At 69.7% G+C, this 12,939-nt stretch carries 11 protein-coding genes and 2 tRNA genes; 4 read left to right on the forward strand and 9 right to left on the reverse strand.

The window, feature by feature from the left end:
• Positions 1-16 precede the first annotated feature (16 nt).
• From QSJ40_RS05795 to bcp, 8 genes are all read right to left on the reverse strand, one after another.
• Entirely contained in the window at positions 17-727 is a 711-nt protein-coding gene (locus QSJ40_RS05795; RefSeq protein ID WP_285729526.1) for an MBL fold metallo-hydrolase, read from the reverse strand.
• Entirely contained in the window at positions 724-1,824 is a 1,101-nt protein-coding gene (locus QSJ40_RS05800; RefSeq protein WP_024290762.1) for an S-(hydroxymethyl)mycothiol dehydrogenase, read from the reverse strand. Before QSJ40_RS05800 ends, QSJ40_RS05795 begins: the two co-directional genes overlap by 4 nt.
• A gap of 143 nt (positions 1,825-1,967) precedes the next feature.
• Positions 1,968-3,131: a YihY/virulence factor BrkB family protein gene (locus tag QSJ40_RS05805; RefSeq protein WP_053447165.1), complete on the reverse strand. Its 1,164-nt coding sequence runs from the start codon at positions 3,129-3,131 to the stop codon at positions 1,968-1,970.
• A 209-nt stretch (positions 3,132-3,340) separates the two neighbouring features.
• Entirely contained in the window at positions 3,341-3,802 is a 462-nt protein-coding gene (locus tag QSJ40_RS05810) for a MarR family winged helix-turn-helix transcriptional regulator (RefSeq protein WP_024290760.1), read from the reverse strand.
• A gap of 228 nt (positions 3,803-4,030) precedes the next feature.
• On the reverse strand, positions 4,031-5,509 hold the full coding sequence (locus QSJ40_RS05815) for a malate:quinone oxidoreductase (RefSeq protein ID WP_024290759.1): 1,479 nt from the start codon (positions 5,507-5,509) through the stop codon (positions 4,031-4,033).
• Positions 5,510-5,616: 107 nt separating this feature from the next.
• On the reverse strand, positions 5,617-7,239 hold the full coding sequence (locus QSJ40_RS05820; protein WP_024290758.1) for an ABC transporter substrate-binding protein: 1,623 nt from the start codon (positions 7,237-7,239) through the stop codon (positions 5,617-5,619).
• A gap of 77 nt (positions 7,240-7,316) precedes the next feature.
• Positions 7,317-7,396 (reverse strand) — tRNA-Leu (locus QSJ40_RS05825).
• 67 nt (positions 7,397-7,463) lie between these two features.
• Entirely contained in the window at positions 7,464-7,937 is a 474-nt protein-coding gene (gene bcp, locus QSJ40_RS05830; RefSeq protein ID WP_285729531.1) for a thioredoxin-dependent thiol peroxidase, read from the reverse strand.
• 124 nt (positions 7,938-8,061) lie between these two features.
• On the opposite strand from bcp, the gene QSJ40_RS05835 reads away from it, so the two are divergent.
• The gene (locus QSJ40_RS05835) at positions 8,062-8,586 is read left to right on the forward strand and encodes a MarR family winged helix-turn-helix transcriptional regulator (RefSeq protein WP_285729533.1); all 525 of its coding nucleotides are present in this window, start codon (positions 8,062-8,064) and stop codon (positions 8,584-8,586) included.
• 114 nt (positions 8,587-8,700) lie between these two features.
• On the opposite strand, the gene QSJ40_RS05840 is transcribed toward QSJ40_RS05835, so the two are convergent.
• Positions 8,701-8,773: transfer RNA gene (locus QSJ40_RS05840), tRNA-Lys, on the reverse strand.
• Positions 8,774-9,392: 619 nt separating this feature from the next.
• Between QSJ40_RS05840 and QSJ40_RS05845 the strand changes: the two genes are divergently transcribed.
• The 3 genes from QSJ40_RS05845 (at position 9,393) to ilvC (ending at position 12,925) form a co-directional block, all read left to right on the forward strand.
• On the forward strand, positions 9,393-11,270 hold the full coding sequence (locus tag QSJ40_RS05845) for an acetolactate synthase large subunit (RefSeq protein ID WP_024290755.1): 1,878 nt from the start codon (positions 9,393-9,395) through the stop codon (positions 11,268-11,270).
• On the forward strand, positions 11,263-11,781 hold the full coding sequence (gene ilvN, locus QSJ40_RS05850) for an acetolactate synthase small subunit (RefSeq protein WP_024290754.1): 519 nt from the start codon (positions 11,263-11,265) through the stop codon (positions 11,779-11,781). Before QSJ40_RS05845 ends, ilvN begins: the two co-directional genes overlap by 8 nt.
• 103 nt (positions 11,782-11,884) lie before the next feature.
• Positions 11,885-12,925, forward strand: coding sequence for a ketol-acid reductoisomerase (gene ilvC / locus QSJ40_RS05855; RefSeq protein WP_465053054.1), 1,041 nt, complete (start codon positions 11,885-11,887; stop codon positions 12,923-12,925).
• The last annotated feature ends 14 nt before the right edge of the window (positions 12,926-12,939 follow it).

Genomic DNA, 12,939 nt, shown 5'->3' on the forward strand with positions numbered 1-12,939 from the left:
GATCAGCGTCCGCGGATCAGTGGCCGCGGTCGAGCCACTCCTGGACATGCGGGGCCTCGGCCCCGATCGTGGTGGAGTCCCCATGCCCGGTGAGCACCGCCGTGGAATCGGGCAGGGTGAGCAGGCGCTCGCGGATGGACTCGACGATGGTGGGGAAATCCGAGTACGAGCGCCCCGTGGCTCCGGGACCGCCCTGGAAGAGGGTGTCTCCGGAGAACACCACGCCGCTCAGGGGCTCGACGGGGGAGCCCTGGTCGTCCACGACGCCCAGCTCCGGGGCGTAGAGGCACACCGAGCCGGGCGCGTGGCCCGGAGTGTGCAGCGCGCGCAGGCTCAGGGAGCCGATCTGGAACTGCGTGCCCTCGGCGATCTCGTGATCGGGGGCGGTCTGCGGGTGGGTCTGGTCCCACAGCACGCGATCCTCTGGATGCAGCCAGGTCTGCGCCCCGAGCATCTGGGCCACCTGCGGGGCCACGCCCACGTGGTCGTCGTGGCCGTGGGTCAGCACGACCGCCACGACCTCCCGGCCTGCCACCGCCTCCCGCACGGCCTCCGGGGAGTGCGCGGGATCGATCACCAGGCAGCGCTGGCCGTCCCCGACGATCCAGACGTTGTTCTCCACCTCCCACGTGCCTCCGTCGAGGGAGAAGGTCCCGCTGGTCACCACGCGCTCGACGCGCACGGAGCCGTCGGCGAAGGCGGCGACGGTCAGTGGCGCGGTGCTCATTCGCCCACCTCCACGACCGAGCGCAGGACGCGGCCCTGCTTCATCTTCTCGAAAGCGGACTGGACGTCATCCATGGTGATGCGCTCGGAGACGAAGCTGTCAAGGTCCAGTCGACCCAGGCGGTACTGGTCCACGAACATGGGGAAGTCGCGCTCGGGCAGGGTGTCGCCGTACCAGGCGGACTTGATGGAGCCGCCGTGGCTGAAGACCTCGGCCAGGTCGATGTCGGTGACCGTGCCCGGGTTCGGGACGCCCACCAGCACCATGCGACCGGCCAGGTCACGGGCCTCGAAGGCCTGGCGGAAGGTGGGAGCGATGCCCACGGCATCGATCACCAGGTCTGCGCCGTGGCCGCCGGTGATCTCGCGGATGGCCTCGACGGGGTCTTTCTCCTTGGAGTTGACCTTGTGGGTGGCGCCGAAGGACTCGGCGGTGGCCAGCTTCTCGTCGTCGAGGTCCACGGCGATGATCCGCGTGGCTCCACCCAGCTGAGCGCCGGCGATCGCCGCGGTGCCCACGCCGCCGCAGCCGATCACGGCCACGGACTCGCCGCGCTTCACGGCACCGGTGTTCAGCACCGCCCCCAGGCCGGCGGTCACGCCGCAGCCGAGCAGCCCGACGGCCGCGCGCTGCTGCGGCTCGAGGGCACCGCCCGGGATTCGAGTGCACTGACCGGCGGCGACCAGGGTCTTCTCTGCGAAGGCGCCGATGCCCAGGGCGGGCTCAAGCGGGGTGCCGTCCTGCAGGGTCATCTTCTGCGTGGCGTTGAGGGTGTCGAAGCAGTACCAGGGCTCGCCGCGGTGGCAGGCGCGGCACTGGCCGCACACGGCGCGCCAGTTGAGGATGACCTCGTCGCCGACGGCGATGTCCGTGACGCCCTCGCCGATGGCGGCCACGCGGCCGGTGGCCTCGTGTCCGAGCAGGAACGGGAAGTCGTCCGAGACGCCGCCGACCTGGTAGTGCATGTCGGTCTGGCAGACCCCGCAGGTCAGGATGTCCACCAGGGCCTCCCCGGGGCCCGGATCCGGGACCAGGATGGTCTCCACGACGGGGGCCTCGTCCTTGGCCTTGACGACGACGGCCTTGACTTCATGCATGCTGGATCGCTCCTCGTGCGTGTTCGGGACAGATGCTCGCAGCCGACCCTGGACAAGACGGCGGGAGGCGCCGCGGCACCAGGGCCGCGGCGCCTCCCGCCACTGTAGCGAACAGCACAGACGTCGTGCCTGGCCCGCCTGTCTCAGACCTCGCGCTGGCGCTGCTCGTCGAGCACGGAGCGGGCCTCGTCATCGAAGTGGGCGACCTCGTCGGCGCCCTCCGCGCCGGAGTCCTTCCCACTGGCCGTGTAGTCGATCCCGGAGTCCGAGTCCAGGCGCAGCTGCCGGCCCTGCTCGATGAGCTTGTCCTGCTTCTCGATGTTCGCCACGACCGTGCCGACATCGCGCGGGGGCAGCTGCAGCGTGTCCTCGGCGGGGATGCCGGCCTGCAGCTCGCGCGTCCGCTCGACCTCGGCGTCGATCTCGGCACCCAGCAGGAGCACGTTGTTGATGATCCACACGCCCAGCAGGCCCAGGATCACGGCGCCGATGACGCCGTAGGTGGCGGTCTGCGTGGCGAACTGCGTGGCGTAGACGGAGAAAGCGCCGGCGGCCAGGATCGCGCCCAGGATTGCGAAGACCGCACCGGGGGAGATCCAGCGGAACTTGGGCTGGCGGACGTTGGGGGTCCGGTAGTACAGGACGGCCACGAGCAGCATGAGCAGCACGAGGATGACGGGCCACTTGGCGATGTTCCACACGGTCACGGCGGTCGAGCCCAGGCCGATGGCATCGCCCAGGGTCTCCGCGATGCCGCCGGAGAGCAGGATCATCAGGAAGATCAGCACCACGGTGATCACGACCGTCAGCGTGGTCAGCAGCATGGACAGCTTGAGCTTGACGAAGCCGCGGCCCTCCTCGACCTCGTAGATCCGGTTCATGGCCCGGGAGAACGCGCCGACGTAGCCGGAGGCCGTCCACAGTCCGGTGGCCACACCGATGATCAGGGCGATGATGCCGCCGCCGGTCGAGCTGGTGAGGTTGTTGATCGGCTCGGAGAGCAGCTCGTTGAGCTCCGGCGGGACGCGTCCGTCCAGGAAGCCGGTGATCGCCTGCGTGGTCTGCTCGCCCTGGCCGAACACGCCCAGCAGGGAGACGACGGCCAGCAGGCCGGGGAAGATCGCCGAGACCGTGAAGTAGGTCAGCGCTGCGGCCAGGTCCGTGCAGCCGTCCTGCGTGAACTCCGCAAACGACCGCTTGAGGACATAGCCCCACTTCATCTTGGTCGGCGAGTCCGGCTTCGAGCTGCTCTCGGCCGCGGGGGCCTCGGCGCGCTCCAGGGTCTCGCGAAGGTTGTTCTTCGCCACGTGGGGCTCCTTGCTGAGGGTCGAGGGGGAACTCGGATCGCTCGTGAGCTCGGGCGGCCGTCGCGATCCGGGAGTTCAGTGTACTGAGATCCGGCCCGCGGACCCGGGAGCCGGCGCGACCCCCGTCGCTCCGACGCGCCGGGCAGGGCGGGTCGAGGCGGCAGGGTCCGCATGGTGCAGGGCGCGGACCGGGGAGGTCCGTGCGGGGATCAGTCGGTCAGGCTGTGGCGCAGGCGATCGGAGAGCCGGGTGAGGATGCGCAGCTCCTCCGAGTCCAGCCCGGCGACCATGAGCTCGTGCACGTGGCGGTCGAAGTGCTCCGCGATGCGCTGCTGCAGGTCCTTGCCGTCCTCGGTGAGCCTGATGCGCAGGCCGCGCAGGTCCTGGGGATCCTGCCAGCGGTGGACGAGGCCCTTGGCCTCGAGCCTCTCGAGCATGCGGGAGAGGCTGGACTGCGTGAGGAGGACATACTCGTTGAGCTCGTTCAGGCGGATGCCGCGGGCGTCGGAGCGGGCCAGGTTGAACAGGACGTCGTATTCGCGCATGGACAGATCCGCGAACTCCTCCTGTCGCTGGAGCTTGCGCATGACGGTGACCTGGGCTCGGTACAGGGCCTCCCATGCAGTGGTGGAGGTCTCTACGGGGTCGTTGTCAGATTCTCTGGTGGGCACGATCCAGATCATATGTCATCCAAGTCGAATGCATGATTCTTCCGTGTCCACCGAAAGGCGCCTGTGTCCGGAGAAAAGGTCGGGGACAGTTCCGACGGCGGTCTCCGTCCGTGTCTGTGGCCTGCAACGTCACGGAAGGACGGGCCGGGACGACGACGGCCTCCCATGCATATGCATGGGAGGCCGTCGTTCAGGCGTGCGTCATGAAAGCGCTCGCAGGCTATCTGCTCATCGGATTCCGAGGGTCTTTGCGGTGTGGCCCATGATCTCGTCGGCCAGCGCCGGGTTCTCATCGAGCTGCTGACCCAGCGAGGGGATCAGGTCGGTGAGGCGGGACTTCCAGGCCGCGGAGTGGTTCGGGAAGCAGCGTCCCAGCAGGTCGATCATGATCGGGACCGCGGTCGAGGCGCCCGGGGAGGCGCCCAGGAGGCCTGCGATCGAGCCGTCGTCGGCGGTGATCAGCTCCGTGCCGAACTGCAGCACGCCGCCCTTCTTCTTGTCCTTGCGCATGACCTGCACGCGCTGGCCGGCGTGGACGAGCTCCCACTCCTCGGCCTGGGCCTGCGGGTAGAACTCGCGCAGGGCCTCCATGCGCTGGTCCTTGTTCTTGGCCAGCTCGGAGAGCAGGTACTTGACCAGGTCCAGGTTGGCCAGGCCTGCGCGGGCCATGGGGTAGATGTTGTCGGGGCGCACGGACTTGGGCAGGTCCAGCAGGGAGCCCTGCTTGAGGAAGTTCGGCTTGAAGCCGCCGTAGGGGCCGAACAGCAGCGACTTCTTCCCGTTCTCGTAGCGGGTGTCCAGGTGCGGCACCGACATGGGCGGGGCGCCGACGGCCGCCTGGCCGTAGACCTTGGCGTCGTGGCGCTCGGCGGTGCTGGGGTTGGAATTGCGCAGCCACAGCCCGGAGACCGGGAAGCCGCCGAAGCCCTTGATCTCCGGGATCCCCGACTTCTGCAGCAGCGGCAGGGCTCCGCCGCCGGCGCCGACGAACACGAACTTGGCGCGGATCTCGCGGGAATCCTCCGAGTTCAGGCGGTTCTGGGTGCGCACGATCCAGGTGCCGTCCGGCTGGCGGTCCAGGTTCTGCACCTGGACGCCGGTGCGGATCTCGGCGCCGTTGGCCTCCATGTGCCGGATCAGCTGGCGGGTCAGCTCGCCGAAGTTGACGTCGGTGCCTTCCGGGGCGAAGGAAGCGGCCACGGGGCCGGCGCCGCGGCCCTCCTGGGTCAGCGGGGCCCACTGGGCGATCTGGTCGCGGTCCTCGGAGAGCTCGAGGCGCTCGAAGAGCTTGTGCTGCGAGAAGGACTCGTGGCGGGCCCGCAGGTACTCCACGTGGTCCGCGTTGAAGACCATGGAGATGTGCGGGACCGGGTTGATGAACGAGCCCGGCTCGCCGAGCTTGCCCTCGGTGACGAGCGTGGACCAGAACTGGCGCGAGACCTGGAACTGCTCGTTGATCTTCACGGCCTTGGTGGCATCGACCGTGCCGTCCGCGGCGCGCGGGGCGTAGTTGAGCTCGCACAGGGCGGAGTGCCCGGTGCCGGCGTTGTTCCACACCGCCGAGCTCTCCTGGCCCACGTGGTCGAGGCGCTCGAGCAGGGTGATGCTCCAGCTCGGCTCGAGTTCCGTGAGCATGGCGCCCAGGGTTGCGGACATGATGCCGCCGCCCACCAGGACGACGTCGGTGGATTCCATGGTCTTGGTCACGTGAAGAGGCCTCCGTCTGCTCGGGCGCGGAGATCAGCTGCCCTGGACCCGGGCCTCCGCGCGCGTGGTCGCCTCCCAGGCTACTCCGTCGTGGGCCGTGCCTGCGGTCACGACTGGGTGAGCTCGACCTCGCGGAAGGGCTCGAAGCCCGTGGAGGACAGGGGGAAGGACGCCGTGCGCTGATTCACGGCCACGGCAGTGATGGGGAAGGCCAGGGGCAGCGCGGCGCGGTGCTGGGCGACTTGGTCGCCGACTCTGCTGTAGAGCTCCTGGCGCTGCTCGCCGTCCGGGACCTCCGCGGCCTCCTCGATGAGCTCGTGGAGGCTCTCGGATCGCAGGTCGAGCTCCGGGGTGGTCGCGGAGAAGAGCACGGCCGTGAAGAAGTCCTGATCGCGCAGCCCGCCGCTGAGGCCGCTGAGGAAGAGGTCGTGATCGGCGGAGCGGGTGCGCAGGCTCTGCGCGTAGGTGCTCCAGGGCAGCGGCACCGGCGCGATCTCGAACCCGCAGCGCACCAGCTGCTCCGAGATGTCGGCGTAGAGCCGCTCCGGCTCCAGCGCCCAGGAGCGGGAGGCTCCGGTGGGGTAGGCGAAGCGCAGGGGCGTGCCGTCGTAGCCGGCGTCCTCGAGGGCCCGGCGCGCGTCCTGCGGGTTGTAGCCGGGGTATCCGGAGGTGCCGTCGGGGATGTTGAAGCGGGCTGGCATGAAGTCCTGGGCCACCCCGGTGCCCTCGGGGTAGTGCTCGCGCACCAGCGCCTGCCGATCGATCGCGGACATCACCGCGCCGCGGACCTCGAGGGAGTCCAGCCACTTCGACGAGGTGTGGATGCCCAGGTAGGACAGGGCATAGGGGTCGCGCTGCAGGACCTGGACTCCGTCGCGGGCCAGCGGCGCGAAGTCCGAGAGCCCGACCAGGTCGTAGCCGTCCACGCGTCCGGTCTCCAGGGCGATGTAGCGCATGCGGGGGTCGAGGATCGCCACGAACGACAGGCGGCCGATGTCTCCGGTGCCGTTCCAGTGCTCGGGGAAGGACTCGAGCTCGATGGGATCGTCCGGGAGCTGGCCTGCGCCCGGGTCGAGTCCGCGCACCACGCGGAACGGCCCAGTGCCCACGGGCGCGGTGCCGACGGTGTCGTCGTCGATCGAGGCGCTCGAGGCGATCCCGAAGGCCGGGTGCGTCAGGCACGTGACCAGGGCGGGGAAGCGGCGGGTCAGCAGCAGGCGGAAGGTGTGCTCGTCGACCGCCTCGCAGCCGTCGTAGAGGCTTCCCTGGGGGGTGCCGCGGCGGAAGATGGCATCGAACAGGCTGTGCCGCCCGGTCGCGGTGTCTCGCACGGAGGCCGCCGCCCAGCGCTCGAAGTTGCGGCAGACGTTCTGGGCGGTGAGCTTCTCGCCGTCGTGGAAGACGACGTCGCGGCGCAGAGCGAAGTCGAGGGTGCGTCCGTCGTCGGAGGCGGCCCAGCTCACCGCGAGCGCGGGCACGGCCTCGCCGGTCAGGGAATCCGGGGCCACGAGGCCGTCGAGCACCTGGCGGGCCACGCGATTGGTCTCCACGTTGTCCGTGAGCGTGGGGTCCAGCGTGGGGGCCGTGGCCGCATTGGCGAACACGTACGGCCGCTGCGATGCGCTCTGCTCCTCGGAGGCGGAGTCGGCTTCCGATCCCCGTGAGCAGCCGGCCAGCGCCAGGGCGGAGGCGCCGAGCAGCAGCGCTCGGCGGGTCGGCTGGGCGCTCACGATTCCTCCTGGGGCTGGTCTCGGTCGGGGACGGCGGTGCGGGAGCGCGCGGGCGATGAGCAGGCGCGCTGCGGGAGTGCGCGAGGCGGGACTCGAACCCGCACGCCGGAGCACAGGAACCTAAATCCTGCGTGTCTGCCAGTTCCACCACTCGCGCTCGCCCCGCACTGCGGGGGCCGCCCGATCATACCGTCGACGGAGCCGACGACGACGGCCGCAGCGCCTCAGTCCTCCAGGCCGAGGTCCCGGCGCAGCTTGGCCACGTGGCCCTTGGCGCGCACGTTGTACTGGGCGAGCTCGACGACGCCGTCGGCGTCGACGACGATCGTGGAGCGGATCAGTCCCTCGTAGACCTTGCCGTAGTTCTTCTTCTCGCCCCAGGCGCCCCAGCGCTCGGCGACCTCGTGATCGGGGTCCGAGAGCAGGGGGAAGCCGAGCGACTCCTTCTGCGCGAAGCGCTCGAGAGCGGCGGGGGCATCGGGGGAGATGCCCAGGACCTCGAAGCCGTCGGCGCGGAAGCGCTCCAGGCGGTCCTGGAAGTCGCAGGCCTGGGTGGTGCAGCCCGGGGTGGAGGCCTTCGGGTAGAAGTAGACGATGACCCGCCTGCCGCGCAGCGCGGACAGGGTGACCTCCTCGCCTGCGGCATCGGTGAGGGTGAAGTCAGGGGCCTGCTCTCCGGGGGTCAGTCGCTGGGACATGTTCGGACTCCTTCGTCGCTGTCGGGTGCTGCTGACATGGTCGCAGATCGGCCTGATCCGGCAGTCGGGGCCGGACCCATGCGGCAGTGAGGATTGCTTCCCTCGTCATGGTTACAATCGTGTCATGTCCGAGAACTCCGAGTGGTCGACCAATCGCCTCCTGTCCACGGCGGCCCGGCTCGTCGAGCACTCGTGGAACGAGCGGCTGGCGGCCCTGGGCGTGACCCACGCCGGGTACATGGCGCTGGACGTGCTCCACGAGCACGGCACGCTGAGCCAGGCCCGGCTCGCCCAGGAGGTCCGGGTCCAGGCGCAGACCATGGGCAAGACCCTGCACCGGCTGGAGAGCCACGGGCACATCAGCCGCAGCCCCAATCTCAAGGATCGGCGCAGCCACCTGGTCTCGATCACCGAGGCGGGCCGGAACGTCCTGGACGAGGCCTCGCGCCTGGAGGGCGAGCTGATCGACGACGGCACCCTGAGCGACGAGCAGCTGCGCCGCAGCCTGGCGCACATCATCTCCACTCTCGGCGCCTCCCGCTGGACGTTCGATGTCGATGCCCAGGGCGCGGTCCACGAGGTCTCCGAGGACCAGGGTGAGCGCCCTGCCGAGTCCGCTCCAGCGCCGGGGGGGTCGGAGGCGGTCTGAGGCCGCGGCGCCCGGCCGGCCCTGCGCCCCGGCGAGCGCGGCATGCGGCGTTCATGACGGTGCTCATGCATAAGGGCCCGACTCCAGCTGGAGTCGGGCCCTTTGCCTTTCCTGTGCGCCCCCTCGGACTCGAACCGAGAACCCGCTGATTAAGAGTCAGCTGCTCTGCCAATTGAGCTAGAGGCGCGGGATGCGATCTGGGGGAGCGGAACGCTGCCGCCGCCTTCGATCTGCGCCGCAAGACATTACCACAGGGCGAGAATCGGACTCGCTGGACCTCCAGGAGAGGTGCGGGGAATCCGTTTCGCGAAGCTGTGCTCCGTCGAACGACGAAGAAAGAATGTACCGGAGGTTCCCGGCGCTGTCCACTTGGTGCTCCCGGACGTGGCCTGTCTCACTATGCGGGACGGTCGTCCCGAGGATTGACACGCCCTTGCGGGGCATCGGAGCATGGCCGACATGCAGTGGATCACAGCGCGCCGTCACTCGGTCATTCTGACCGGGCTGGTCGTCCCAGTCGGGCGACCGGTCTGACGCGCGCTGAGCATCCCGCGAGCTGAAGGCCCCGTCGCCCGTCCGCACCAGGATGGATCGGGGCCTTCGCTCGTTCAGCCCGCCCGCACGATCGCCTTGGCACCCGGGGCGCCGGCGAGCGGCCGCTTCCGGAGGATGGCGAGATGCCCGAGACCTCCCGGCGCCGTCGTGCGCCAGGGGGCCGCGGGAGGCCTTCGGATCGGGGACAATGTCTGCAACGGCCGCTGGGCCGAGGACCGCAGCGCTGAGGATTCGGCACGAAGGACGATGACATGAGCAGTGGAACAGAGATCAGCCCCGCGCTGATGGCCAGTCGGCGCACGGGTGCGGGGCACCAGAAGGCGGCCTCCGACTCGGGCGTCGTCATGCCGCGGGTCATGGGGCCGAACCCCACGATCGCTCCGGAGGAGACCACCGGGTCGGGGGCGGTCATCAAGTCCCTGCAGGCCCTGGGCGTCACGGACGTCTTCGGCCTGCCGGGCGGGGCCATCCTGCCCACCTACGACCCCCTGATGGACGCCGAGGGCATCAATCACATCCTGGTCCGCCACGAGCAGGGCGCCGGGCACGCGGCCGAGGGCTACGCCATGGCCTCCGGGCGCGTGGGCGTGTGCATCGCGACCTCCGGGCCCGGTGCCACCAACCTGGTCACCGCGCTGGCCGATGCCAACATGGACTCGATCCCCATGGTCGCGATCACCGGTCAGGTCGCCTCGAGCCTGATCGGCTCGGACGCCTTCCAGGAGGCGGACATCGTGGGCATGACCATGCCGGTCACCAAGCACTCCTACCTCGTGACCGACGCCGACGAGATCCCTCGCATCATGGCAGAGGCCTTCCACCTCGCCTCGACTGGCCGTCCCGGCCCCGTGCTGGTGGACATCGCCAAGGATGCGCAGGTCGCGTCCACGACCTTCTCCTGGCCGCCCACCCTGGACCTGGTCGGCTACCGCCCGATCGCCCGGGGCCACGCCAAGCAGATCCGCGAGGCCGCGCGCCTGATCCGCGAGGCCCGTCGTCCGGTGATCTACGCCGGCGGCGGCACGATCAAGGCGGAGGCCTCCGAGCAGCTGGCCGAGCTGGCCGAGCTCACCGGCGCCCCGGTCGTCACGACCCTCACCGCCCGCGGCGTCTTCCCGGACTCCCACCCCCAGAACCTGGGCATGCCGGGCATGCACGGCACGGTGCCGGCCGTCTACGCCATGCAGCAGGCGGACCTGCTGATCGCCCTGGGCGCTCGGTTCGACGACCGCGTGACCGGTGTCCTCGCCTCCTTCGCCCCGAACGCCAAGGTCATCCATGCCGACGTCGACCCCGCGGAGATCTCCAAGAACCGCGTCGCCGACGTCCCGATCGTGGGCGATCTGGCCACGGTGATCCCGGATCTCTCCGAGGCGCTGCGCTCCGGCACGCAGCAGCTGCCGGACCTCGCCGACTGGTGGAAGATCCTCGACGGCGTGCGCGAGACCTACCCGCTCGGCTGGACCCCCACCGAGGACGGCCACCTCAGCCCGCAGCTCGTGATCCAGAAGATCTCGGAGCTCAGCGGACCGGAGTCGGTCTACGCCGCGGGCGTGGGCCAGCACCAGATGTGGTCCTCGCAGTTCATCCGCCACGAGCGCCCGCGCCAGTGGCTGAACTCCGCCGGACTGGGCACCATGGGCTTCGCCGTGCCGGCGGCCATGGGCGCCAAGGTCGCCGAGCCTGAGCGCACGGTGTGGGCCATCGACGGCGACGGCTGCTTCCAGATGACCAACCAGGAGCTGGCCACGTGCACGCTCAACGGGATCAACATCAAGGTCGCGGTCATCAACAACGGCTCGCTGGGCATGGTGCGGCAGTGGCAGACCCTGTTCTACGACGGCCGCTACTCGAACACCCACCTGAACACGGGCCATGACTCCCGGCGGGTCCCCGACTTCCTCAAGCTCGGCGAGGCCTACGGCTGCGCCGTCTTCCGCTGCGAGCGGGAGGAGGACGTCGAGGAGACCATCCGCGCGGCCATGGAGGTGAACGACCGCCCGGTCGTCATCGACTTCGTGGTCTCCGCCGACGCCATGGTGTGGCCCATGGTGCCCTCCGGCGTGGCGAACGACCTGATCCAGATCGCCCAGAACATGACGCCAGATTGGAACCAGGACGATGCCTGAGCAGTCCCGACACACCCTCTCGGTCCTCGTGGAGGACAAGCCGGGCGTCCTGACCCGTGTGGCCGCCCTGTTCGCCCGGCGCGCGTTCAACATCGACCAGCTCGCCGTGGGCGGCACGGACCAGGAGGGGCTCTCCCGCATCACGGTCGTCGTGAACGCGGACCCGCACTCCCTCGAGCAGGTCACCAAGCAGCTGAACAAGCTGGTGAACGTGATCAAGATCGTGGAGCTCGCCCCGGAGGCCTCGGTCTCCCGGGAGCACGTCATGATCAAGGTCCGGGCTGATGCGGCCACGCGGCTGCAGGTCACCCAGGCCGCCGACCTCTTCCGCGCCTCGATCATCGACGTCTCCCCGGACTCGGTCGTCATCGAGGCAACCGGCTCCTCGAACAAGCTCGAAGCGCTGCTCGAGGTCCTCCAGCCCTTCGGAATCCGCGAGATCGCCCGTGCCGGTACGCTGGCGCTCGGTCGCGGATCGAAGTCCATCACCGACCGCGCGCTGCGCCACTGATGCGGCCCCGCCCCGGGCCGTCGAGCACGGAACGGGGCATCGTCGCAGGCGCAGCGCCGGCACCGAAACGCCCGCACCCGCTGCGGGTCACCCACCCAAGGAGATGCACACGAACATGGCAGCAGAGATCTTCTACGAGGATGACGCCGACCTCTCGATCATCCAGGGCCGCAAGGTCGCGGTCATCGGCTACGGCTCCCAGGGCCACGCCCACGCGCTGAACCTGCGCGACTCGGGCGTCGACGTCCGCATCGGCCTGGCCGAGGGCTCCCGCTCGCGCGCCAAGGCCGAGGCCGAGGGCCTGCGCGTCCTGACGGTGGCCGAGGCCGCCGCCGAGGCCGACGTCATCATGATCCTGACCCCGGATCAGGTCCAGCGCACCGTGTACGCCGAGTCGATCCAGCCGAACCTCAAGGACGGCGACGCGATCTTCTTCGCCCACGGCTTCAACATCCGCTACGGCTACATCGAGGCCCCCCAGGGCGTCGACGTCGCCATGGTCGCCCCCAAGGGCCCGGGCCACACCGTGCGCCGCGAGTTCGAGGCCGGCCGCGGCGTCCCGGACCTGGTCGCCGTGGAGGTCGACGCCTCCGGCAAGGCCCTCGAGCTCGCCCTGTCCTACGCGAAGGCCATCGGCGGCGCCCGCGCCGGCGTCATCAAGACGACCTTCGCCGAGGAGACCGAGTCGGACCTGTTCGGCGAGCAGGCCGTGCTGTGCGGCGGCATGTCCCAGCTGGTCCAGTACGGCTTCGAGACCCTGACCGAGGCCGGCTACCAGCCGGAGATCGCCTACTTCGAGGTCCTGCACGAGCTCAAGCTGATCGTCGACCTGATGGTCGAGGGCGGCATCTCCAAGCAGCGCTGGTCGATCTCGGACACCGCCGAGTACGGCGACTATGTCTCCGGCCCGCGTGTGATCGACCCGTCGGTCAAGGAGAACATGCAGGCCGTGCTCGCCGACATCCAGGACGGCACCTTCGCCCGCCGGTTCATCGAGGACCAGGACAACGGGGCCAAGGAGTTCCTGGAGCTGCGCGAGAAGGGCCAGGGCCACAAGATCGAGTCCGTCGGCCGCGAGCTGCGCAAGCTGTTCGTCTGGTCGGACTCGGACGCCGACTACAACGAGGGCTCCGCCGCTCGCTGATCCGCGCAGCACCT

Origin of the sequence: Kocuria sp. NBRC 114282 (genome assembly GCF_030268385.1) — a bacterium.
GTDB classification, from domain to species: domain Bacteria; phylum Actinomycetota; class Actinomycetes; order Actinomycetales; family Micrococcaceae; genus Kocuria; species Kocuria palustris.